Source organism: Prevotella sp. Sow4_E9_plate (assembly GCF_052116205.1).
In the GTDB taxonomy this organism is placed as follows: domain Bacteria; phylum Bacteroidota; class Bacteroidia; order Bacteroidales; family Bacteroidaceae; genus Prevotella.
In genome coordinates, this window is sequence record NZ_JBQKLN010000002.1 from 158,384 (window position 1) to 184,363 (window position 25,980).

Sequence of the window (25,980 nt, forward strand, 5' to 3'; positions counted from 1 at the left end):
CTCTCGAAATCAGGGATTTCAGTACTATCGGAACGCACTGGGGTCTGGCAGAAAACGGGGATGCCAACCAACCAGAATATCATTACAAAAAACAACTGCCTCAAAATCAAAAAATACTTTTACTTAAGTTTATTATGCTATCTTAGAAAGTGCAAATATATCGATTTTCTTTCAGAACACCAAATTTTTCGGTTTATTTATCTTTTTTAAACTATATCCGTTGCTATTCATGCCTTGGCAAAACAAACTTCGCCATCATGCTCACACACCATAATAAAAAACTGCAACCTACTCTTCGCGAGCAGGTTGCAGCTGTAGTTAACTAACTGTTATCAACTATTCATTACTAACTCTACCTATATATTATTATGTTTTGACCAACACGGGGGCTTACTTGATATACTCCTCAGGAATCTGAGGCATTGCACCATTCTGGGTACAAACGTATGCACTCACCTTTACAGCCAATTCGTGTGCCTCCTGGATGGTCTTGCCCTTCAGGATGCTGGCGCAGAAAGTACCGGTGAAGCTATCGCCTGCACCTACAGTATCAGCCACCTCTACCTTTGGAGTCTCCTGGAATGACTTCACGCCTGGGGCAAAGACATAGCTGCCGTTCACACCGCAGGTCAATACGAGCATATCGAGATTGTACTTGCCGAGAATCAACCAGCACTTGTTCTCGATATCCAAACCTGGATAACCGAAGAGGCGACCGATGGTAATCAACTCCTCATCGTTAATCTTCAAAACATTGCAGCGCTTCAAGCTCTCGGTAATCACCTCAGGAGTATAGAAGTTCTGACGGAGATTGATATCGAAGATCTTCAGACAATCTTCTGGAGTATGATCAAGGAATGTATAGATGGTCTTGCGGCTAACCTCACTGCGCTGAGCCAGAGAGCCCCAGCAAACAGCACCGGCATTGGCAGCAATCTCCTTGATATCATCAGTGAATGGGATATTGTCCCAAGCCACACCCTTCTTGATATCGTATGTAGGAACACCCTCCTTGTCAAGCTGCACCTGAACGGTACCGGTAGGATAATCTACCACTGGCATCACATACTTCAACTTCTTCTCATCGAGAATACGAAGGGCTGTATCGCCCAAGACATCCTTACCTATCGCACTGACGGCTACAGAATGCAAGCCGTGCTGACCAGCGTGGTAAGCGAAGTTGGCAGGAGCACCGCCGAGTTGAGAACCACTAGGGAGAACATCAAAAAGTATCTCACCCAAACCTACACAATATTTTGTATTTAAATTCTTTGTTTCCATAATTACACCTTATTATTAGATATAGTATAAAAGATTGCGAATGAAGATGATTATAACTTGCGGATATAAGTGAAGAGATAAACTACACCTACTGCCATGACAGCCACAGCACCAGTCTGACCGATAGCATCGCTGGCGAATCCCATGAACAATGGGAAGATGGTACCACCAAAGAGTCCCATGATCATCAATCCGCTCACCTCGTTCTTCTTATCAGGCAAAGCAAGCAGCGCCTGAGAGAAAATCATGGAGAAGACGTTAGAGTTGCCGTATCCCACGAGGGCAATAGCGATGTAGAGCACATAATGGCTTGTTCCTACCCACATGCCTATCATACTCAAAGCCATCATCACAACGCTGATGATGAAGAAAGTGCGGGTCTTCATCATACGGAGGAAGGCTGTACCGGTGAAACATCCGATGGTACGGAAGATGAAATAGAGCGATGTGGCGAAAGCTGCATCATTAAGACTCCATCCCAAACGCTCCATCAGAATCTTAGGAGCTGTGGTATTGGTACCTACATCAATACCCACATGGCACATGATACCTATGAAAGAAAGTAATACGATTGGCTTACCAAGCAATTTCAGGCAATCCATGAAGCCCGAAGCTCCTCCATCCTGCTTCTCTTCGGTGATGGGTGTGCCAGCCAGGAAGAAGGTGGCAGCAATACCGATAATCATATAGATTGGGAAGAGAATGCGCCAGCCCAGACCGAAGGTTGGAATGCTTGCCATGGCGCCCCACATAGCGATGTATGGAGCCAGGAAGGAAGCTATCGCCTTGACAAACTGACCGAAGGTCAATGTGGATGCCAGGTTCTGACCTGATGTAACCACTGAAACCAGAGGGTTCAGGGAGGTCTGCATCAAGGCATTTCCGATGCCGAGCAATGAGAACGACACGAGCATCAGCTCAAAGTTTTCGCCGAAAATGGGCAAAAGGAGTGAGATGACGGTAACGAGCAAAGACAGGACTACAGTCTTCTTCCTACCGATCTTATTCATCAGTATTCCTGTTGGAACCGAAAATATCAAAAACCAGAAGAATACCAATGAAGGGAACAGATTGGCTGTCGAATCATTGAGGTTGAGATCTTCCTTTACGTAGTTGGAGGCGATACCTACCAAATCTACAAATCCCATGGCGAAGAAACAGAGCATCACCGGGATGATTGTCAATTTTGATGATTTATTCATAATTGTTAGCGTTATTGTTTCTATATTTTGCTGGTGCAAAGGTAGCGATAAACGATACTATATATCATAAAATATCGTTCATCGGCTACCATTTATGTTGCATTGTTACATCAGTAACACGCTAAGAAACAATTATCTTATAGATTCAGTTCTTAACAGATGAGGTTACTTGATGTCGTAAATCTGATACTTACCCTTTCCCTTTACAGTAACCTTGTTGTAAGGCTTGCTTGGGAACACGAGATTGGTCATGGACATCTTGCCGTCAGCATCCAGTGCCTCGATGCTGCTCTTGTCGATGAAGATGCGCAGCTGGCTGATATTGCCATAGGTTGGAGCCTTGGTGACTGCAGCGAAGTCCTTGCTGAAATCCATCTTACCGCTCTTGGTTCTATCCATTGAGAAGGTTTCTGCCTTGGCATCGTAGTTCATCACTACCTTCTCGCCCTTGTCGTTGCTCAAGGTGATAGTGGCATTTCCCTTCAGGTTTACTACCATCTCGCAAGATTCTGTGAGTTTCTTGCCAGCCTTCTTGCTTCTTGCAGCTGTCATCTCTGGAGATGGAACCACACTGCAATACGTTTCACCCTTATACTCGAAGAGACCTAAGTCGCGAGGAATAGAGTTGCCTGAACGGTACTGCTGGGTAGGAACCTGGTTGGCATACTGCCAGTTGCTCATCCAGGCGATAGCCACACGGCGACCTTCCGGGGCGTTATCAAAAGTAACTGTAGCATAATGATCCTTTCCGTAATCCATCCACTTGGTTACCTCAGGCTTGCTGTCGCAAGTAAACTTATGACCGTCGAAATCACCGATAAAATACTGGGTAGCAGAACCTCCGAACGGACCACCAGGATTGATGTTGCAGATGAGCATCCACTTCTCCTTATCGGTGCCACGAACCTTCAACTTCATCAGGTCTGGGCATTCCCAAACACCGCCATGGTTGCCATACTTCTCACCGAAAGAGCTTTCAAGTTTCCAGTCCTTCAAATTATCAGAAGTATAGATTTCCATGTGCTGACCGGCAGCCAGAATCATATTCCACTTCTTGATGTCCTCGTTCCAGAACATGTGTGGGTCACGGAAGTCTGGCACATTGCTGGTAAGAATAGGATTTCCTTCATATTTGGTAAAGGTTTTGCCACCATCTGTGCTGTAAGCCATGCTCTGTGTCTGGTTCTCACCAGCCGAAGTGTAGAGAGCCACAACAGCACCCTTGCCCAAACCAGCGGTATTATTCTTATCCACAACGGCAGAACCGCTGAAAATGGTACCAATTGCATCTGGCTGGATAGGGGCACCCTGGAACTTCCAATGTACCAAGTCGGTAGATGTAGAATGTCCCCAGGTCATATTCTCCCACTGTGATCCGTAAGGATTATACTGGAAATAGAGATTCCATACACCATCCTTATAGAACATACCATTAGGGTCGTTCATCCATCCGTAAGCAGGAGTGTGATGGAAATCCAGACGATACTGCTCGCGATTCTTCATATCGAAAGCATCAGAGAACTTCATCTCCTTCCAGCAAGCGAGGGCATTCAGTCCTTCCTTGCTATAATCGCCATTGACATGGATATCGAGAGCCAGGCCTTTCAAGCCAGCAAACTCATCCATATAGAGAGGTACGAAATAATCTACGTGGTCTTTAGCCAACTTCACATTGATGGCTTTCACCTGCTTGTTGTCAGCTATCACCTTAATATTGGCCATCTCTGCATTTTCCTGCACAGGAAGCAAGAGACACTTCTGGTTCTGACTCTCCTGGCTGATGCGGTAGAGACAGTGGTTATTGCTCAAGAAGGAAGCCTGCTGGGCATAACTGGCGGTGAAACCGCAAAGAGCAACAAGCGCCGAAATAAATATCTTTTTCATTGTCTAAGTGTCTGAAATTATTATCTAAAAATACCGATAGGTAATTACTCGTATCCCTTATTCTGCTTATACAGACCAGGAATGTAATACAGCTGGTTATATGGAACCGGATAGAACTCGTTCTTGCCTGGAGTAAACTTGGCATCCTTCAGGTATTGAGCGTATGTCTGCTCTCCATACTTATCGTTCTGCTCTGATGCAAAATACTTGTTCAATGTCTCAGAAGCAATGCCCCAGCGGCGCAGGTCGAAGAAGCGGCCGTTCTCCATAGCCATTTCCAGACGACGTTCCCAGCGCAGGCACTTTCTTGCCGTCTCCTTATCCTGGAAATAAGACTCCGGATAGAGGGCTATATCACATTGATCCTTGGCATATTCAATATGCTTATCCACAGAATTCTTGGCTCTCTGACGGATATCGTTGATGATGGTACGAGCCTCAGCCAGACGGCCCAACTCTATCAAAGCCTCAGCGCGCATCAGCATAATGTCGCTATAACGGAGCACATAGTCGTTCATCGCAAACGCCTGCCAAGAGCCATTGTAAGTTTCACCCTTTGAACGCTGTGGTACTTCCTTCAGAGAGGTATAGTAACCGTAAACGTTTGGCGTACGAGAGTTGGCTGTAGTCATCGTGTATTCTGACTCATATTTATATGGGAAGGTAGGCATTCCAACGGTGTGGAACAAACGTGGATCCCATTTCTGACTATTAGGCTCACCGTTTACAGGATAATCACAAGTCTTGTTGTAGTCATCAAACTCAGGAAGTCCGTTCTTGGTCTTGAAGGCATTCACCAGGTCCTGTGAAGGCTTGTGGAAATCCCATCCGCAAGACCAAATACCCCAACAGCCATTCAGCATATTAGACCAGTTGGCACGTCCGAAGTTGGTATGGTCCTCGCTATAGTCGGAAGTCTGGACAGCAAAAACTGACTCCTTGCTGTTCTTATTGTCAGGCAGGAAGATATCGCCAAAGTCTGCCATGTAACCATAGTCTGAATTCTTCACCACATCAGTATAGTCGACAACCTTCTGCATATACTCCTTATTAATATGGTCAACACCATCGGTTGCCTCATAGCCATCACCCCAGGCAATGGTAAGATAACACTTAGCCAGATAACCTGCGGCTGCAATCTTGTTGACACGACCGCCATCCTTCTGCTTAGCAGGAAGTACATCGTATGCTGTCTGGAAGTCAGCAATCACCTTTTGCCACAATTCCTCGTAAGTAAACTGAGTGTTTGATGTGCTTTCTGTTGCTTTATCCTCATAAACCTTCTCGTCTATCCAAGGAATCTGGCGATACATGGTAAGTAACTTGAAATAGAAATGAGCACGGAGAAAGCGAACCTCAGCCTCACGCTGCTTGGTTACCTCAGCACCCAGTGTGCTCTCACCATTCTGCTGTAAAGAAACCAAGGCACGGTTGCAACGGGAAACGGCACAATAGAGTCGATACCATAACTCGTCGAGTTCGCCCTTAGTAGAGGTTAAGGTACTCCAGATTTCCACATCGTGATAACCGGTGTCACCGGTACCACCACCGCCTTTCAAGCAATCGTCTGAAGAAAGGTCACCGTATGGCCAAAGGTTGAATGGGTAAGAATACCAACAGTCGCCCAACATCGCATAGGCACTGTTTACCATCTTGTCTGGCTCGCTGAAAGCCTTGTCTTCATCAACCACAGCTGTTGGGGTGTAATCCAGGAAATCATCACAACTGGTGAATGTTCCTACCAGTGCTGCTGCAAGCACCATTGTATATAACTTTTTCATCTTAAAATTCTCTTTAAAAATATGAAACATTTTAGAAACCTACCTGAAGTCCGAATGATACGGATGTTGAAAGTGGATAGTTCCAGTTTGGATTCTCTGGGTCTGAACAGGTCAGGCTATTGCTCTTGATGGTCAAAAGATTCTGACCTGAGAGATAGACACGGGCACTGGTCATCTTCAACTTAGAGAGGATGCTGCTTGGGATGGTGTAACCCACCTGCAAGGTGCGCAACTTCAAGTAAGATCCATTCTCAACGTAGTAAGAGGAAGCACGACCCTCATCGGCTGTGTTCATGGTGCTCAGACGTGGGATAGAAGAACCGGTATTGTTGGTATTCCAGGCATCGAGCAAACGGGTTCCCTTGTTAGAACCACCATCAGTAATAGCCCAGAAGTCGGTCTGGAACTTTTGGTTGTTATACACATCCTGGTCATAGACACCCTGCCAGAACATACTGAAATCAAAGCCCTTGTAGTTGAGAGCAATATTCAAACCATAAGAGAAGGCTGGCACTGGGTCGAAAATCCAAGTCTGGTCATCTGAAGTAATTCCATTTTTACCATCTAAGTCCTTGTATTTCAATCCACCGACACGTGCGTTTGGCTGTCCAGACTTATCTACTTCTTCCTGAGTCTGGAAAATTCCATCGGCTACATAACCTACGATAGAACCATATGACTTGCCACTCTGCACCAGGTTTTCCTTAGATGTGTGAGCGTAAGCACCTGTTGTTGTTTCTGGCAAATAAGTAACCTTGTTGCGGAAGAAATCCAGATTGCCGTTCACATCGATGCCAAGTCCATTAGCCAAGGTCTTGCGATAACCCACGGTGAACTCCATACCCCAGTTGCGGAGCGAAGGACCATTCTGCCATGAATTTCCACCTTCACCTGTTGCACCCAGATAAGCAGGATTAATCAACATATCCTTTACATTCTTAATATAGGCATCCACTGTACCATAGAGGGTGTTGCCAAACAGGGTGTAATCCAAACCTACGTTATACTGGGTAGCAGCCTCCCATTTCAAGTTAGAGTTAGCCAACTGTGTGGCACGATAGCCAGAAGGGAAGGTACCTGAACCTTGCAGGAAGAGATCGTATGCAGTAGAGGTTACACGGTCTAATCCGTAATCCACTACATAAAGACCAAACTGTGCATTGTTGTCGATAGCCTGGTTACCTGTCTGACCCCAGGAAAGACGCAGCTTGGCATCATCCAACCAATCCTTCTTCAGGAGATTAGAGAATCTGAAGCCGAGTGATGCAGCAGGGAAAGTACCCCAGCGATGTGCCTTACCAAATCGGGATGAACCATCATGACGGATAGTAAAGGAAGCCAGGAGGAGATCATCCCAGTTGTAGTTCACCTTTCCAAAGAAAGAAGCCAGGCGATAACCAAACTTTGCACCCGAGTTACGCATCGTTCCCGTGGCAGCATTTGGCCACATATAATCTTTATCTTCCAGCGCATAACCTTCTGAATAGGCAGAGAAATCGATACACGACTGCTTGGAAACTTCCATACCACCGAGTACATCGATGTTGTGCTTACCAATCTGGGCAACGTACTGGGCTGTGTTAGACCATGTCCAGTTAGTCTCATTGTTGTTTGACAAGGTTGTCTTCGCGATGTCGTTGTTGACGATATCGGAATGATAAGTATTCGTCATCGCATTGATAAACGATGTCTTGAAATCCAAACCGAAGTTAGAGCGCAGGGTCAATCCCTTGACAGGCTTCAATTCTACGAAAGCATTACCGAAGATGCGCCAGTAGTCGAGGTGATTGTTGCGGTTCTGATACTGCTCACGACAAGGGTTCTGACGGTCGGCCATACTACCCACAGGACCTGCGAAGGTCTTGCCATCTTCTTCGTAAACCGGAACGATAGAAGGCATCTTCAAGGCATTCTCCATCGGATGGCAATCTACCTGAGAGGTATAAGTCAATGTCAAATTCTCACCTACGGTTACGATCTTGTTTAAATTCCAAGAGGTGTTCAAACGAGCTGAGATATTCTCGAAATTGGTATATTTCAAGACACCCTCATTGTTCTTGTATCCCAAGGAGAACATAGCGCTATGCTTGTCATTGGCATGAGATACAGAGAGGTCGTAGTTCTGCGAGAAACCTGTGCGAGAGATTTCATCGAGCCAGTCGGTATCGGAGAATCGCATGGTCTTCTTGGCATTGATGAAGCCGTCGTATCGACCATTGATAGTATAGTTCTGATACTGGTTGGTAGATGGATTCCAAACGGTGATTGGAGTTCCAGAGGCCGCATTCAAGTCGATACCGTAGTTGGCTGCATAAGCCACAGGATCGAGTCCATCGTTCAAGGCTGCCTGAGCCATCGCAGTAGCATACTGGCTGGAGTTCATCAGCTTCATCTTCGACTGGTTGGAATAGAACTGTGCAGTCAGGTTGGCAGAGAAGTCAACAGCCACCTTGCTACCCTTCTTACCTTTCTTGGTGGTGATGATGATGACACCATTCGATGCACGGGAACCATAGATAGAAGCCGAAGCGGCATCCTTTAAAACCTGCATACTCTCGATATCATTCGTATTGAGGGTATTCAATGCCATATTGGTAGGCACACCATCTATGATATAAAGAGGATCCTGAGAAGAGTTGAAAGAACCGATACCACGAATACGCACGGTTCCAGAACCAATAGGAGAACCATCAGTAGTAACAGTCATACCAGGAACACGACCCTGCAAAGCACGCATCGGGTCTGTCTCTGAACTTGTCTTCAGGTTCTTGGTTGAAACCACAGCCACGGAACCGGTCAAGTCTGCCTTCTTCTGAGTGGTATAACCTGTTACAACTACTTCCTGCAAGTCGTTGGCATCTTCCTGAAGTGTTACCTCCATATTGTCTGAAGCCTTTACTTCTTGCGTCTTATATCCAATATAAGATATAACAAGTGTGGAACCAGGAGCACATTCTACATGAAAGTTACCATCAAAGTCGGTAACAGTACCAGTCTTTGTGCCTTTCACCATAACAGACGCTCCAATGACTGTCTCACCGGCAGCATCCTTTACGATGCCATTTACATTTACCTGTTGTGCACTAGCTACGGTGCAAACAGCACAGAGCGCAGAGCTCATTAGTAATTTTGAAAGATTGTTCATACTATTATAACGTTTTAAGTTTCAAAAATTGTTATTGCTTGATTTCTGCCGCAAAATTAGAGAAAAGACTGTTATATAAATAGAAAAAATCGTTCCTGTAACAGTAATTATGTTACATGAAACGATTTTCGAATCTTTCGTCAAGATTTTAAAGTACTTATTTTAAAGGAGTTAGAAAACTATTCCTAATTAAATGCCTGTTCATTTCTAAAATCGGTAGGAAGAACACCAAACTGCTTCTTGAAGCATGATGAAAAATAGCCAGGAGCAGCAAAGCCTACTTCTGCCGAAACTTCAGAGATTGTCTTGTCTGTTTGCTGCAAGAGAGTATAGGCTCTCTGCAGGCGCATCTCTTTCAGGAGCTCGGCAGGCGTTTTTCCTGTCATAGCCTTCACCTTGCGATAGAGCTGCACCTTGCTCAACTGCATCTGGGCTCCCAAATCATCCATCTTCATATCAGCATTGCCCATATTCTCAAGTATCTTCTTCTTGAAACGGTCCATGAAGTAACGATCACTCTCATCCAGGTGATTCAGTTCAGCAGCCCAGCCCTCCTTGTTCTCGATGAAGCCACGAGCCACAACTTTCTGTTTCTGCAGCTTCTTTCTATATACCTTATACATATAGTAGATGACAAAGAACAGAATCAGAACTACAATAAAGGCGACCACAAGCATCCATTTCTGGATGCGGGATACCTCTGAATAAGAATCAAGACTGTCAGAAATCTGATCCAGATTCTTCATCTTGGCTTCCAGATCCTGATATTGTAGGGCGATGGCATCGCAGTTTTCAGGGGTAGCAAGGAATGATTTCATCACATTATCCTTCCTATAGGGTTTACCCTGAAGGATATTCATCGCCAATTCCATAATCTTTTCGCCCTGGGTAGGATAGACATAAGAAGCAGCAAACTGCCCTCTCTTCACTCTATCCACTCCTTCCCATTCTCCAGGCAATCCATCAATGCCTACTATCAGCATCTGCTTATCAATGCCTCGTCTCTCTGCTTCCAGAAAGGCTCCTATGGCTCCCAGGTCGCTATGTCCAAACACGCCATCCGCATGTCCGCCCTTATCCAGATATTGCTTCATCAACTCCTGGGCTCGCTCCAACTTCCAGTTACTGTCCAGGGTAACCACCTTGATTCCCGGACAATTCTTCATCACCTCGTGGAAACCACGATGGCGCTCAATGACAGGAGAAGCATCTTTCAAGCCCGTAATCTCAACAATGGTACCTTTTCCATCCAGTTTACTGGCAAGAAAGCGGGCTACTTCCCTACCCGCTTCTACATTATCGCCACCGATGGAAGCTGTATAATGGGGTGTCTTTACCTTTCTGTCGAAGAGAATAACCGGGATATGCGCACGATAAGCTCGCTCGATGGCAGGTGTTACATCATTCACGTTATCAGGGGCAACAACGATCAAATCTACCTTCCTGGCTATCATACTGTCTATCTGACGAGCCTGACGTTGCCCGTCATTCTCTGCAGTAGTAAACAGCAAATCCACATTCTTATATTGATACTGCGCCAGTCGCATCTCATTATTCACCTTCTCGCGCCAAACGCCGCTACAACATTGCGACACACCTATCACCACATTCTTCTGGGTGCAAGCACCAAGAAGAAAGAGCATACTAAAAGATAGTACTATTAAGATAATATTGATTCTTTTCATTGAATTTATACTTCTTCCATCCGTTTAAGTTCCCACCCCTCAAACTGCATGATGATGAGATGGAGTTTTGTACCTTGGCGCAAAGCTTCAACCCTTGGAGCCTCGGCATATCGATGAATCTGATCTAGAGCCTCACGCCACTGTTTCTCTGCCTTGGTCATAGGCTTGCCATCTTCCGTGAACTCACCTTCAACTATCGCAGAGAAATCTTTCTTCGAAAGAACCTTCAACTCCAGAATGTAGCTATGCTGACTGGCATAATGGGTAAGGTCTGGCAAAAGGAAGAAATCACAATAGCCATGATTCAACTCCAACTCTGGAGCCGTGATATAATAATCATTCAGATTCAGATAAGCCATAAAGAATCCCTGCAGGTTTCGCTCAGCCTCAATGCCATCACGCACCGAAGAAACCTTGGCATAGGCATCCGCCATAAAGCGCAATCCTTCTTCCCACTTACCATCGTATGCCATATCATAATAGTAATCGGTGAGCTGGTTGACATCCACATAAGCCTTTGCCTGATACTCCTCTTCCAGATAACCATAATACTGCTTGCGGACATTATTGTTCGGAATGCCCAGAATGAGCTTGGATCCACGAGTTCCCTTGATGGTCAACATGCCATAATAGAACAGAAGACTTGGGAATATCTCTGCCTTTGGAATCTGATACGCAGAAAACGACTCATAAAGCTGGGTAACAATCTGCTCCTCTTCTGCTATCTTGCGGATAATGCCCTTACGCTCTCCATCCAGCTTGTCAAACTGCAAGAGTTTCTTCATCTTGCCGTAATCGGTACGGGTATTCGGGTCTATCATCTGACGAGGAGAACATCCGTTATCCATGTAATTACGAAGGTAATAAAGAACCATATCACAATTAAACATACGAGTTTTCTTCTTCAATGCTTCTTCTGCAAAGCAATAATTGTCATACCATGGCTTCATATCATTGACGATGGCATCAATATCACTATCGGCAGGAATACTACCATGCTCCTTATAATAGGTAAACATCTCCACCACATCAGTGGTAGAGAAGCCCAGCATCTCATCAAACTCCGGCTTGATAGAAATGTTCCAACCTATATTGAATCCACTCGTCACATCATCCAGGGTTACAGGGCTCACACCCATCATGAAGATACGCTCAAAATTACCCTTGAACTTCTTGAAGACATCACGATAAAAGCCGTCGGCATGGGTAATCGCATGATACACATTCTCACCACGTTCGTTGAGTATGACATTCGTGAAGTTGTCATACTCATCTATGATGAGATACAGATGATACTGGTGCGCCTTGGCAGCCTTGAATATCAGTTCCATCTTTTCCTCAAAATCTTCCTGCGCCAGGATTTCTTCCATCTCTGCCCGATAATATTCTGAGTATTGACGGACAAAAGCATCAAGGTTGATGCTGAGATAAGAATTAAACTTAGTCTCAAGCTTATCGATATTACCCGTAATCTGGGAGAAATCGAGGAACAGCACCTGATACTTTCCCTGCAAAGGAGTAGGATGCTGGCCTATCCACAGATTTCCAAAAAGACTCTGGAACTTATGGCTCTGCGTACAGTCATAGTAAGAATAGAGCATACTCAAGAATATGCTCTTACCAAAACGACAAGGGCGGATGAAGAAGAGATTGCGAGGCTGCTTCTCCAGCTCTGGGATAAACATCGTCTTATCCACATAATATAGATTCTGCTCTATTACCGTAGCAAAATCTGCCACCCCATAAGGTACTTGTTTAACTTGCTGTTCCATCATGATCTATCCTTAAAAACACTATCTGTGTGCAAAGATAGCATAAAAAAACGAAAAAGCCACAGTTTGCGTTTACAAATTGCGGCGTTTATTATATTTTATCCGAAACACACGTTCCTACCATACGACTTTCTTGTTGCCCATAATATAAAATTGCTTCCTTGCATCATATAAGTTGCGTTATTGTTATCATCCATCTCACCCTTGCCAATTCGCAAGGCGAGGTATGTGATGAGGAAGAGGCTATCTATTACACCTTCGGACCAGGGAAGGCGCAGAAAGTTACAGATGTCATCAAGAAAAAAAAGTCCTGAGACATCATAAGAAAATGCTTCATTGCCAAAATAAACGTCTCCAAAAGTGCGTTTCTCAAATTTTATTTGTACTTTTGCAGTGTCATTCAGAACTTTGTTTTATTTTTACAGCACGATAATAAACAAAATGTCTGGATATGGCAAGCATCCCGGTGCACCAACAGAGTAGCTTAGGTACACCCTGATAAAGAAGATAAATGATAGTGCTGCGTTAATTAAATAAATCAGATTCAACATGTCGTTTCTAACTCGAACATATCCTTTTAAACAGAGTAAACACTTGCTAAAAGATAGTAGCATCTTTGGCTTCATCATTTGGGTAATTTTATATTTTCTGCAGCCATTTGGACTCTGCTTATATCAAGGTAACAAATGCTTTGTTGCTACATTATTCGGACTGGTAACTTTTGGATGCCACATAACATACGCTGCAACGATATTGAAGTATTTGCATCAAACTATCAAGCCCTGGCGTATCTGGCATGAAGGAGTAGCTATACTCGGACTGATTTTCATCATTGCCTTCGGTAATTTCCTCCTATTCTCATACTTGTTTCATTATACGATTACATTCAGTCTGTTTCTCTTGTTTCTAAATTGGACTATTATCATAGGCATATTCCTTACGACATTATCTATCGGAATGCAATACAACAGAACATTACGAGAGAGAATGGAAGAGTTGTTGCGCAATACAACAAAGGAACAGGAAAAAGTATCTATTACCATCCATGATACTAACGTAAGAGGAAACGATCTGTCGATTGCCATCAACGATCTACTTTATATGGAAGCACAGAAAAACAATGTATCCGTCTGTTTTCTAAAAGAAGGTAATGTTGTTGCTGTTGATATCCATACAACACTAACCCATGCTCTTGAAGAGTTGAAAGAGTTTGAGAACATTTTCCAATGTCACCGTTCTTTTGCTGTCAATGTGAATAATATCACTTCGGCACGAGGCAACTCAAATGGTTATCAACTGACTCTCGGAAATTGCACAAACATCATACCCGTTTCCCGAAGATTTGTGCCCAAGTTAAAGACTTATCTTACATAGTTATTTGTCCTTCAACTTAGTTATTCGGCATCTTAACTAGCTTTCTATCATAAGTTTTAGTTGTATATCCTAAGAATTTGGTAACTCCAGTTTCATGCAGTATCTTTGCGGCATGAAACATCGAATAATACATATCGCATTGCTGCTGACTTCAGTCTGCAACCTGGCTGCACAGACCATCATATCAGGCATGGTAAAAAGCGGTCAGGAACCGCTTGCTGGTGCCAATGTTTTCATCATGGGCACAATTGATGGATGCCTGACAGATTCTCTGGGCAGGTTTTCCTTTTCCACATCAAAAACCGGAGAAGCGTCTATCAAGATTACCATGATTGGTTTTGAAGAATATATACAGACTACAGATGCCTGCAAGTTACATAATCTTTCTATCCAAATGAAAGAAAAAGCTACGGCAATCCAAGAAGTTGTAATATCTGCCAGCACTTACAGTTTCGGGAAAAGTGACAACTTCAAGACTATGGATGCCTTAGATGTTGTGATGGCAGGTAATTCATGCGGGGACATTGTTGCAGCCCTGCAAACTTTACCCGGTACTCAAAAAGTGGGAGAAAATGGAAAGCTCTATGTCCGTGGTGGAGAAAGCGAAGAATGCCAGACTTTCATTAACGGAATGCACGTCCTTGTTCCATATAGTACAAACACAGAAAATACTGCTGTACGTGGACGATTCTCTCCTTTTATATTTAAAGGTATCAACTTTTCTCTTGGTGGATATAGCGGAGAATATGGACAAGCACTTTCCTCCGTTCTCCCTATGGAAACATCAGATGCTGCAACAAGTGACAAATATGGAGTCAGCGCATCATTGGTTGACTGGAACATCGGTGGCACCAAGGCATATTCCCACAGCAGCTTATCCTTTAATGCCGCACTGACAAGTTTGGGAATCTACAATCAGTTATTTTCAGAAAGGCTTGATTTCAACAAGCCTTATCTAAAACTATCTGGCGAATCACAATACAAGAATGAGTTCCGAAATGCCGGAATATTGAAAACATACGTTGGCTATGATTTTACATCTGTAGGACAGCATATAGACAACCAAAACCTTTCGCTCAAAGAGAATAATATCTATGCCAACACAACCTATAAGGCACAGTGGGGTGCTGGCTACACGCTCTTTTGTGGTATGGCAAGCTCATCGGTATTCAACGATATAGAAGATGCGAAGATTGCTGGTGACCGATATTACAACTTCAGGAATGAGATACATCTGAAAACAGGAATACGCAAAATTTGCTCGGATGCACTAAAAATATCGGCAGGAATGGAGGACTATCAGCGAAACAGCCTCATGGAGTACGAAAACGATTGCTACAAGTTGGATTATAATATTCTTGCTGCTCATATTGATGCCCAATGGAGGATGATGCCCCATGTGTTCCTGAATATTTCGACAAGGACAGAATATATGGCTCATGCCAACTGGCTGTTTATGCCAAGGGCTACACTATGTTATATTCCTAACAAGAATTTTCAGCTTTCATTTGCTACCGGTCGGTATAGCCAGACTCCAGAAGATGACTATCTTGCAACAAACAAGAAATCTCTTGGACAAAGTACGGCAGATCATGCTATCCTATCCATACAATATAAGTCGCCTGGTACACTCATACGAATAGAACCCTACTGGAAAAAATATCAGCGATTGCCTTTATGGGAAAAGGGTATTTACCAACCGAAAGGATATGGAAAGAGTAAAGGTATAGACATTTTTGTAGAAGAGCATTCGCTTTTCAAACATCTGACCACAGCATTTTCATATTCCTACAACGATTCCAAGCGATTCTATCACGAATACACAGAAGAGCGAATACCTGACTACGCCTCAAGGCATAATCTGAGATTGACAGCAAAATATTCATTCGGCAAAGCAATCATCGGGCTGACTGAATCGTATGCAAGCGGACGTCATTTTCTGATTGGCAAGACACCACATTATAATAGCGTAGATATAAACCTTACTTATCTGCTAAGTCCCAAGGTCATTATCTATTCTTCTCTGAACAAAATCCTCGGCCGTACAAACATTTTCGGATATAATACTAACGGACGTTCGATAGTTCCATCTAGAGACAGTTTTTTATATATAGGCATATTTGTTTCACTTAAAAATAATAAAGCATATGACATTTCAAACTTTTAAACGATTCGCATTGATGTCTGTCTTCTTCATGACAACATCTGTAGTTATCTATGCCCAGCAATCCACAATGCAGGGGCTTATCGGACAGTCGCTTGCTAAACTTCAGCAACCGACATCAGAGAGCATACTTAATTGTATTGCAGAGATGAAGCGTATTGATGATATGTTTCCTGATAGCATCCAGCCCAAGTTTCAGATAGCTTTGCAAAGTCTCAATTATTCCGTGATGAATCCGCATGCTCCACAAACAGAAAATCTTCTAAAAGAGACTGAAGAAACCATTGCCAAGATGGAGAATATAAAGCATGCTGACCCGTCTGACATCTGTACCCTTCGCGGTTTTCTCTATATGGTACGCATCGTACAGAATCCAGGGCAAAACGGTCAACGCTATTATCTGGAAGTGATGCAGGATTACGAGAAAGCTCTCAAACTCAACCCTGATAATCAACTGGCCAAACAATTGCAGCAAAAGTTTTTTGAGGGAATGAAACAGCAAACCGGTAAATAAGAAACAGAGGTTATTTTATCCACGGACAATCTCCCCTGAGCCCCAAAAAAGAGTCGCAACCTAAAATATTTTCAGGTTGCGACTCATTACTATTTACATTTAAACCTACAATTCGACCATACAATATCTACGTGATTACAAACCAAGTTTGTGAACCTTCAGATTCTTGAATTCAGCCTTGCCACCCTGGGTGTAGAGCTTCACATTCTCGTATGGAGCTACAGGGAACACGAGGTTGGTCATGGCGATGCGGGCAGGCTCCTTGCCTTCAGCTGCACGCTGCTTGTCCCAAGCCAACTCGATATCGTGAGGAACTGCCTGCTTGCCGAAATCGGTCAAACCGCTCTCTGTTCTATCCATAACCACCTTGCCCTGCTTCATATCGAAATAAATCAGGATGCGCTCACGCTTGTTGTTTGAAATCTCAATACCGGCAATGCCGTTGGCATCTGGAGTTACATCGGCCTCAATCTCGAATGCACCTTCCATATTGGCTGCAACACCCTTCAAATCCTTGGCATCGGCTACAGAAGCATCTGCCAGATTCTTGGTATCCTTTCTCAAAGCATATACTTCAGGAGCTACATTCTCAGAAACATAATACTTGCCGTTATTCTCGTAAAGCTTCAACTCACGAGGCAAACCGTTGGCACCACGATTCTGCTTGAACGGAGTAAGGTTGGCATACTGCCAGTTGCTCATCCAGGTGATACCCAGAACTCGGTCGCCTGTGTTTGAGAAGGTAACGGTAGCATAGTGATCCTTACCCCAATCAAGCCACTTTACTTCGTTGGCATCAGGACAAGTAAACTTCTTGCCATCGAAATCGCCTACGAAATACTCGGTAGCGCTTCCACCAAACCAGCAGCCAGGGTTGATATTCATCGTCATCACCCACTTCATCTTCTTCTTATCACCATTTACAGGCAACTGGAAGAAGTCTGGGCACTCATACTGGCATGGCTGCTGACCCATTCCTTTGCCGAAAGCGCTTACATAATTCCACTTCTTGAGATTCTTTGACTTGTACATCATGCAACATCTTTTGCAGTGCATGAACGATTCTTTTCCTCACACCTCCTTGGAGGCAACAAGACTATACTTCCCCCATCAGCCATTTCAACGCATTGATTCGCTTGATACCATCATAATCTGCCGTCGGGTCTTCATCGAGCGTCAAGATATACTTGGGATATTGGTCCTTGATTTGCTGAAGCGAAGCGAGTTCACGCTTCAAGGTCTTCTCATCCCTTACCGTTGCAGCTACCTGATAATAGGTTAAGTCATTCTCGTCGATAGCAACAAAATCAACCTCCAAGTTATCCATCTTGCCTATATACACTTTCTTCTGCCGACGCAAGAGTTCCAGAAAAACGATATTTTCCAAAATGCGCCCTGCATCAAAAGAGCGAGAGCCAAGCAACATACGTCGCAACCCAATATCTACCAGATAGTATTTTCCCAAAGTTTTGAGGAGTTGCTTACCCTTGATGTTATATCGCTTCACTTCATACAAGAAGAAAGACTCGCAAAGGGTTGACAGGTATTTCTCAACTGTCTTTTGGTCAATCTTTCGCCCATCAGCCGACATCAAGTCTGCAATACGCTTCGTCGAGAGAATATTGCCGATATTATCTGCCGTGAAACGTATCACGCTCTCCAACATCATCACATCGGAAAGTTTATTTCGACTCATGATATCCTTTACCACTATCGTATTGTAAACAGCATTCAAGTAATCGCTAATCTCATTCGCCGTATCCAACTCCAATGTATATGGGAAACTGCTCTTGCTCACATATTCTATATATGTCTGTGAAAGATGGTCCGTACCACCGATACCTTCCGCATACTCCTTGAAAGACAACGGAAGCATCGCAATCTCTACATACCTGCCAGACAAGAGTGTAGCTATCTCGCTAGAAAGCATGTAGGCATTCGAACCCGTCACATATAAATCAACTGTTGGCTTCAAATTAAGACTATTGATGATATCCGGAAAATCCGTGACATGCTGTATCTCATCAAAAAAGATGTAAGTCATCTTATCTTGCTGTATCAAAGGTTTGACATAAGAATACAGTTTTCTTGGGTCTCGCAATTCAAAATAGTCATAGTCCTCAAAATTGAGATAGATGATTTGCTCTTGCATTACTCCATGAGCTATCAGCCAGTCACGATAAATCTCCATAATGGTCGATTTACCACAACGGCGGATGCCTGTTATCACCTTGATAAGCTTTTTATCCTTGAAAGCTATCAGCTTTTGCAGATAGTTATGTCGTTCTATTCTCTTCATTTTCGTATTTTTACATGTCACGCTGCAAATATACATATTTTTTAGGAATCTACATACTAAAAGTACGATTATTTAGAAAGTTTTAGGAATCGATTGCTAAAACTTTTCTTTTAGAGACGTTTTTAGGAAGACAAACACTAAAACTTCTAATATAGCTTCACAGACCAACGAAGTAGTACTTCATCCTCCATCGAAGTACTACTTTGCTGGTTTATGAAGTATAACTTCATTTCCAAACCAAAAATCGCATATTTTTCGTGCATTTCCAAACCAAAAACTAATAATTTTTTGTGCATTTCCAAACCAAAACAAGAAAAAGGCAGCACTATACATTATTATATAGCACTGCCTTATCTTATTATGTTTTATTATGTTTGAACTAATTAGAACTTCAGCGATGCTGTAAATTCTACTGTGAATGGACGGAGATAACTACCCGTCATAATCTGGTTCTTGATTCCCTTAGCCTCATCCTTGGTAATCAGCTCGGCACCTGCGATACTACCCTTGGCACCAGTCTGGTTGAGGAAGTTGACTACGGTGCAGCCGAGAGCCAGACGCTTGGTCGCCTGCCAGTTCAAACCTCCGAAAGTCTCCCAGTGACCGTTGAAATAATATGCCTCGTTGATGTTGGCATAGGTCTTACTGAAGTAACGGAAGCTGGTCCAGAGCTTGATATCCTTGGTAATCATGTAGCTTGGGTCCAACTCGATGAGAATCTGAGGAATCTCTGCTACGATATTGCCAGTGGCGTTAATGTTGCCAGGGGTACCATCACTGAAGGTAACCGATGTCTCATATTTCTTGTAAGTTGGCTTCTGATAAGTGAAGAGGAAGTGGAAATCGAATCCCTTGAAAGGATGAGCCACAGCATCGGTTGTCCAACCCCATGTCTGGATATCGTAAGTCATTGGAGCTGCCTGGATTTCACTGCCATGCTGCAAGTTCAGAGTTGAGTTGTTGTTGGTCTTTGAGATGTAAGAGAACAACGATGTCAAACTCAGCCAAGAGTTGTTGTAGTAGATACCAGCACGCCCGAGTGGCACAGAAATCTTACTTGTATTTGGCAATGTAGCTGGAGAGAATGCCTCAAACTTTGGATGCTGAACGATGTAAGTGAAATCGCCAGTGAAGCCGAAGTTATCAGTCAACTTATAAGTTGCTGCAACTGAGAAATCGTAGTTCAACCAGTTGTAACTCAAGTCTGCCGGAGCAATCTTGGTTCTATCTGCTGCCGTAGCACCGAGATAGTAATCAGTGAAACGACCAACGTAATTCCCCTGCGCATTCTTCACTGCAGCGTTTTCACCCTTCAGCTTCTGCCACTCCAGACGGGCACCATAGTAGAGATTCTACTTATTGGTGACATCCCAATCGTGAGTGAAGTAGAGAGCCAGCTTGTTTTCGCTTCCCTTGTAATACTCAGAGGCGTTCTTGTTGAGATCGTAGAAGTAGCTGTTGCGCTAGTTGGCATCCCAAACGCGCAGGGCAAAACTGCCATCTGCAGGAACACTCTGATCATACATGGTTGTATTTGAGCAATAATCGCTATGGCTGTTGGCATATCTATACATGGCAGTAAACTCACCACGGTTGCCGTTATACTTCTTGGTAAGGAGCGCCTTGTAAATCTGAGTACGGTCCTGATAAGGAGTAGCCTTAATCTTGAAGGTACCTGGGTCGAAATCCTGATACATATTAAAGCTGTAGTACCAGTCGCTTCCCAAATCGCCATTCATATTCAAAGAGAATTCCTGCAATCCGAAATGATTGCTCTTATAGTTCAGAGTACCATTGAATCCTTTCTGACCCTTCTGGGTGAAAGAGTTCACGGCATAACCGATATTACCGGTAGTGATAGCTGTCTCTGCCATCTTGAGCAATCCCTGATGGCTCAAACTTGCATCACCACGCCAGATGGTATTGACAGAATGAGGATTGGTAGCGTAAGTAACAGGCAAACCATTCTCCAAAACGTTGACATCGGCAGAAGGCAAGCCGATCTGAATCTCACGAGGACCATTCGCACTGGCTGCATTGAGCATCACATTACGATTACCTTCTTCCTTAGCACTTGAATTATCACCTGTGCAAAAGCTGCTGTAACATTTACCAATGAAAGTGCAAGCACCATGGCTGCGCTCTTTCCATTTAAAAAGTTGTTCATACTTTAAATATTTAATTTGTTAACGTTATTTTTTATTTCTGCTGCAAAATTATATAATAGTATCATCAAAGGCTTTAAAATTCATATCATTAAATAAAAAAACGTTCATTGTAACATAATTACTAGCTGATGAACGATTATTATCAAGAACAAGAAGAAAGATTTGCATAAAAAAGAAATAATTCGTAATTTTGCAGATACATAAAACAGGCTTTTAATAAAAAGAGTATAATATATCAAACAATGACTGAGCGAAAGATCATACATATCGACATGGATGCCTTCTTTGCAGCTGTAGAGCAAAGAGACAATCCGGAACTTCGGGGCAAACCGGTAGCGGTAGGCTTCGACGGACCTCGCGGTGTGGTTTCTACAGCCAGCTATGAAGCTCGAAAATGGGGCGTTCACTCGGCGCAATCCATCGCTCAAGCCAAGCAGCGCTGTCCAGATCTCATCATCGTGCCGTGCCGGCATTCTTATTATGCAGAAATATCTCATCAGATACATCAGATATTCCAGGAATACACCGATCTCATTGAACCCATCTCCATTGATGAAGCCTTTCTGGATGTCACTCACAACAAGAAAGGGATAGAACTGGCGGTTGACATCGCCAGGGAAATCAAGACTCGCATCAAGGAAACAACCGGGCTCACCGCCTCGGCAGGAATCAGCTACTGCAAATTTCTAGCCAAAGTGGCATCCGATTACCGGAAACCCGATGGAATCTGTACCATTCATCCCGATAAGGCACTCGATTTTATCGCCAAACTTCCGGTAGAGGATTTCTGGGGCGTTGGCAAGAAAACCCTTCAGAAGATGCACTTCATGGGCATCTATAACGGTGATGACTTGAGGAAAGTGTCCGAAGAACATCTTGTTGAAGTATTCGGGAAAGCCGGACACATCTTCTACAATTTTGCCAGAGGAATAGACGAACGCCCCGTCATCACCTATCGGGAACGCAAATCGGTAGGCTGCGAACAGACCTTCCTGGAAGACATCTATACCAAATCGGCAGTAGTTATCGAACTATATCACGCAGTTCTTGAACTAGCAGGACGTATCGAGAAGAGTGGGTTCGAAGGGAGAACCTTAACCTTAAAGATAAAGTTTGCCGATTTCACTCAGATTACCCGCAGCATTTCGCAAGAAAAGATTCTGAAAAAGAAGGAAGACATCCTGCCCCTGGCGAAGCGTTTACTGCAACAGGTAGATTACTCTTCAATCCATCCCATCCGTCTTATCGGTCTATCCGTAAGCAATGCTATATCCGAAGAAGCAAGGATGGAGGATAAAGAAAACAGTACACAAAAGCCTGAATACAAAGAGCTTGAACTGGAGTTTAAGGATTGGGAGAGATAAAAAGAAAGCAGCTGACGGCATTTTGCCCCAGCTGCTTTTCCTGATTTTACTATATTTCCCAAAACTAACTTTTTACCTTAAAGAAAACTACTTACCGCTTGAAACTCAATCTTATAACCTAAAAACATAAACCTATAAAATGCAACAACTAATGCACGAAACAATTATTTAACTTTTAAACTCTGGTGCAAAAGTACAAAGCTTTTTCGAAACCCTTGGACAATTATCGTTCAAAAAGTGACAAAAATGATACAATGTCCCCTTTATGTTAAAAAATGAACGATTTTTATCCTTCTTATCGCATTTTTTACATCAATTCTACTATATTTTTAGAAAATAAGTATTGTTTCCTCATCAATAATTTCCGACAGCTTAATTATTTCCAACGTCGCCCGGCAATATTCCGTATTCTTCTTTGAAACATTTCGTGAAGTAAGAAGGCGCAGAAAAACCGACATCGTAAGCAACCTCAGAAACACTCATACTGCGAGTTTCGAGCAAACGCTTAGCCTTAGCCAAACGAGCCTTACGGAGCAAGTCAACGACAGAAGAACCCGTCATCGCCTTCACCTTACGATAAAGCTGAACTCTACTCAAGCCTATCTGCTTACCGATATCCTCTACACTGAACTCACTATCCGAAAGATTCTGCTGAATGATAGCATGAAGTTGCTTGAGGAACTGCTTATCACGATCTTCAAGATGAGATTCTGCAATCTCCTGCTCTGCCTCTTGAGAACCTTGGAACAGTTTCTTCAGAAGCTTTCGCTGCTTCAACAGGTTTTCAATACGAGCAAGGAGTACCTTACTGTGGAATGGTTTTGTTATATAAGAATCGGCACCATGTTCATAACCCTCGGCACGATGTTCCTCCAGATTCTTGGCGGTAAGCATGATTACAGGAATATGAGAGGTTGCCGTTATCGTCTTCAATTTTTCTGTGAACTCCAAGCCATCCATCACAGGCATCATCACATCGCAAATCACCAAATCAGGAACTTCCTTTTTAGCTATCTCCAATCCTTCCTTACCATCTACTGCTTCCATAACGATATAATCATCCTGCAAGAGTGTATGCTCATACTGGCGAATATCATTGTTATCATCTATGACTAAGATAGTAGGTTTATTGGTTGTCTCGCTAACCAATTGCTGAACTTTTCCACTTTTACGTTCTCCATCGTCGATATATTGCAAAACGGACTCGTTTATCACATGATTATTACCTGACAGAGAGTTACTTACAGAGTTATCCACATTTACCACATCAGTGTGGATAACTTGTGAATCTCCCTCCTGCTGGCGCGGAATCACCACGACAAAATCGGAACCCTTGCCAAGCTCGCTCTCAACCCAAGCCTCACCATGATGCAGTTCCACAAAGGATTTGACCAATGCCAAACCGATACCAGTACCACTGGCTGCCCCTTTAGCCTGGAAGAATCGTTCGAAAATCATAGTTGCTTCATCTTGAGAAATCCCCTTACCAGTATCCCGAACATCAAGGCGCAGCTTTTCATTTTCGTCCTTTAAAGAAACGAAGATATCACCGCCTGCAGGGGTATATTTCAAGGCATTACTCAAGAGATTGAAAACTACACGGGCAATCTTCTCCTTATCTGCAATCACCTCGTGACTACCCGAAAAATCTGCCATATCCAAATGGAGCTTGATACGTTTGCGTTCGGCTGTGAGCTGGAAATCCCCCACCCATATCTCTAGAGCCTTCACGATATCAAAACGATAGAGCTCTAAATCCATTTTACCATTCTGTATCTTGCGGAAATCAAGAATACTGCTCACCAACTGCTGTAGGGCAACGGCATTTCGCTGTACCATCTTTAACAGTTCGCGACTTTTTCCCTTGATTCCACTATCCTCTAAAAGCATCTCTACAGGATCAGCTATCAAGGTTAATGGAGTTCGAAGCTCATGACTGATATTCGTAAAGAACACCAGACGGGAATGAGTCAGCTCCAAAACCTCCTCATTCAATCGCTTCAGCTCGGCGTTCTTATCTTCCAATTCCTCATTCACTCTCTTCAATTCCCCATTGGTCTTAGCCAATTCCTCGTTCAGCTTCACCTTTACTACATAACCCCGGAATATCATAGCAGCAGCAGCAATACATACCAGAAGGAATAGAGCCAAACCTATCAGCATGATTTTCTGAGAGTTATAATCAGCAAGGTATCGGTCCACCTGCTTATGCAACAGCTTCAGATTATGCGCCTGACGCTCAGCATCTCTAGCCTCCATCAGGGTGAGTTCGGCATTTGCCCGAGTAATGATAGAGGTGCTCAGATAGTTGTCCCTCTTATATGGCTGGTGTTTTAAGATCTTCATAGCCAAGGCTATAACTTCATCTCCCTTGGTTGGATAAAGATAAGATGCCTCAAAGATGCCATCACGTACCAACTCCAAACCACCACCTTCGGTAGCCATGCCGTCTACTCCGGTATACTTATAGTTACGCTTTACCCTCATCTGTCGGGCAGCCACATAAGCTCCCCAGGCAAGACAGTCATTATGGGCAAAGACATAATCAAAGTCCTGTGTCTGTTTCAATATGCGTTTCATCGCCTGGATTCCACCCTCTTCTTTCCAGTTTCCTTCCTCCGAGGCTACAACCTGTAACCCAGGATAAGGCTTGATAGCATCCATAAAACCACGATGACGCTCCAAAGCAGGCGAAGAACCCTCCAAACCGCTGATTTCAACGATGCGGCCCTTTCCCTGAAGCTGCTGGGCGATAAAAGTTCCCATCGATTTACCAATCGTATAGTTATCGCAGCCGATAAATGCCGTATACTTATCAGAATTGGTCTTCCTGTCATAGAGAATCACAGGAATACCTTTATCGTAAGCACGCTCTACCGACTTGGATATCGCACTCAGCTGATTAGGAGATACGATAAGCAGATCTACGCCCTCATCGATAAACTGGTTAACTTGCTTATTCTGCAACACATTATCATCGTTGGAAGAAGCAAGCTTCACGATAATGGAATCGTTGAGATATTCACCCATCTTCAGCTCGTCATTGAGTTTATCACGCCAAATGTCCTCAGAACATTGTGATACACCAATGACAAACTTCTTTGGCTGCTGATGACAACCGGTCAGCAACATCCCAAACACTATATATATATAAAGGTATAGATATCGTTTCATACTTACTTATCTATCTATTTTTGACATTTAAAAGATTGTTCACCTTGAAAAAATCTAAAAATAAGACTTTCCGGTGCAAATTTACATTTTTTTTTTGAAATTATTTACTTTTGGTTCGTTTTTTACAAATTCTGGTTCATTTTTTATAAATGAAATATACAAAAAACATCGTA

Annotated in this window: 15 protein-coding genes and 1 pseudogene; 5 read left to right on the plus strand and 11 right to left on the minus strand. The window is 43.4% G+C overall.

Features of this window, described 5'->3' with window-relative positions:
• Positions 1-390: 390 nt before the first annotated feature.
• The 7 genes from ACTQ53_RS01560 to ACTQ53_RS01590 all read right to left on the minus strand — a co-directional run bounded on the left by ACTQ53_RS01560 (position 391) and on the right by ACTQ53_RS01590 (position 12,750).
• Complete coding sequence (locus tag ACTQ53_RS01560) at positions 391-1,281, minus strand: carbohydrate kinase family protein (protein ID WP_294967922.1); 891 nt, start codon at positions 1,279-1,281, stop codon at positions 391-393.
• A 50-nt stretch (positions 1,282-1,331) separates the two neighbouring features.
• Positions 1,332-2,483: an MFS transporter gene (locus ACTQ53_RS01565; protein WP_294967923.1), complete on the minus strand. Its 1,152-nt coding sequence runs from the start codon at positions 2,481-2,483 to the stop codon at positions 1,332-1,334.
• Positions 2,484-2,648: 165 nt separating this feature from the next.
• Positions 2,649-4,367 (minus strand): DUF4980 domain-containing protein, encoded by a 1,719-nt coding sequence (locus ACTQ53_RS01570; RefSeq protein WP_441931768.1) that lies wholly within the window; start codon positions 4,365-4,367, stop codon positions 2,649-2,651.
• Between the two features lie 44 nt (positions 4,368-4,411).
• A complete protein-coding gene (locus ACTQ53_RS01575; RefSeq protein WP_294967926.1) occupies positions 4,412-6,148 on the minus strand; it encodes a RagB/SusD family nutrient uptake outer membrane protein in 1,737 nt (578 codons plus the stop codon).
• A 31-nt stretch (positions 6,149-6,179) separates the two neighbouring features.
• Positions 6,180-9,293, minus strand: a complete 3,114-nt coding sequence (locus tag ACTQ53_RS01580) for a SusC/RagA family TonB-linked outer membrane protein (RefSeq protein ID WP_441931770.1) — start codon at positions 9,291-9,293, stop codon at positions 6,180-6,182.
• 185 nt (positions 9,294-9,478) lie between these two features.
• The gene (locus tag ACTQ53_RS01585; RefSeq protein ID WP_441931772.1) at positions 9,479-10,978 is read right to left on the minus strand and encodes an AraC family transcriptional regulator; all 1,500 of its coding nucleotides are present in this window, start codon (positions 10,976-10,978) and stop codon (positions 9,479-9,481) included.
• Positions 10,979-10,983: 5 nt separating this feature from the next.
• The gene (locus ACTQ53_RS01590; RefSeq protein WP_441931800.1) at positions 10,984-12,750 is read right to left on the minus strand and encodes an ATP-binding protein; all 1,767 of its coding nucleotides are present in this window, start codon (positions 12,748-12,750) and stop codon (positions 10,984-10,986) included.
• A 161-nt stretch (positions 12,751-12,911) separates the two neighbouring features.
• On the opposite strand from ACTQ53_RS01590, the gene ACTQ53_RS01595 reads away from it, so the two are divergent.
• From ACTQ53_RS01595 to ACTQ53_RS01610, 4 genes are all read left to right on the plus strand, one after another.
• Entirely contained in the window at positions 12,912-13,064 is a 153-nt protein-coding gene (locus tag ACTQ53_RS01595) for a hypothetical protein (RefSeq protein ID WP_294967932.1), read from the plus strand.
• 673 nt (positions 13,065-13,737) lie between these two features.
• Positions 13,738-14,124, plus strand: coding sequence for a LytTR family DNA-binding domain-containing protein (locus ACTQ53_RS01600; protein WP_441931773.1), 387 nt, complete (start codon positions 13,738-13,740; stop codon positions 14,122-14,124).
• 112 nt (positions 14,125-14,236) lie between these two features.
• Positions 14,237-16,291 carry a TonB-dependent receptor gene (locus ACTQ53_RS01605; RefSeq protein ID WP_441931775.1) on the plus strand — a complete coding sequence of 685 codons (2,055 nt, stop codon included), beginning with the start codon at positions 14,237-14,239 and terminating at the stop codon, positions 16,289-16,291.
• Positions 16,272-16,802 (plus strand): hypothetical protein, encoded by a 531-nt coding sequence (locus tag ACTQ53_RS01610; protein WP_441931776.1) that lies wholly within the window; start codon positions 16,272-16,274, stop codon positions 16,800-16,802. Before ACTQ53_RS01605 ends, ACTQ53_RS01610 begins: the two co-directional genes overlap by 20 nt.
• 135 nt (positions 16,803-16,937) lie before the next feature.
• Here the strand turns inward: ACTQ53_RS01610 and ACTQ53_RS01615 are convergent, their stop codons facing one another.
• The 3 genes and pseudogenes from ACTQ53_RS01615 to ACTQ53_RS01625 all read right to left on the minus strand — a co-directional run.
• Entirely contained in the window at positions 16,938-17,837 is a 900-nt protein-coding gene (locus tag ACTQ53_RS01615) for a glycoside hydrolase family 32 protein (RefSeq protein WP_441931778.1), read from the minus strand.
• 61 nt (positions 17,838-17,898) lie between these two features.
• Complete coding sequence (locus ACTQ53_RS01620) at positions 17,899-19,101, minus strand: ATP-binding protein (protein ID WP_418330567.1); 1,203 nt, start codon at positions 19,099-19,101, stop codon at positions 17,899-17,901.
• A 383-nt stretch (positions 19,102-19,484) separates the two neighbouring features.
• Positions 19,485-21,182, minus strand: a pseudogene (locus ACTQ53_RS01625) (TonB-dependent receptor); the annotation flags it as partial.
• A gap of 329 nt (positions 21,183-21,511) precedes the next feature.
• Here ACTQ53_RS01625 and dinB point away from each other — a divergent pair.
• Entirely contained in the window at positions 21,512-22,633 is a 1,122-nt protein-coding gene (gene dinB, locus ACTQ53_RS01630; protein ID WP_441931780.1) for a DNA polymerase IV, read from the plus strand.
• A 372-nt stretch (positions 22,634-23,005) separates the two neighbouring features.
• Here the strand turns inward: dinB and ACTQ53_RS01635 are convergent, their stop codons facing one another.
• A complete protein-coding gene (locus ACTQ53_RS01635) occupies positions 23,006-25,807 on the minus strand; it encodes a substrate-binding domain-containing protein (protein WP_441931781.1) in 2,802 nt (933 codons plus the stop codon).
• Positions 25,808-25,980 lie beyond the last annotated feature (173 nt).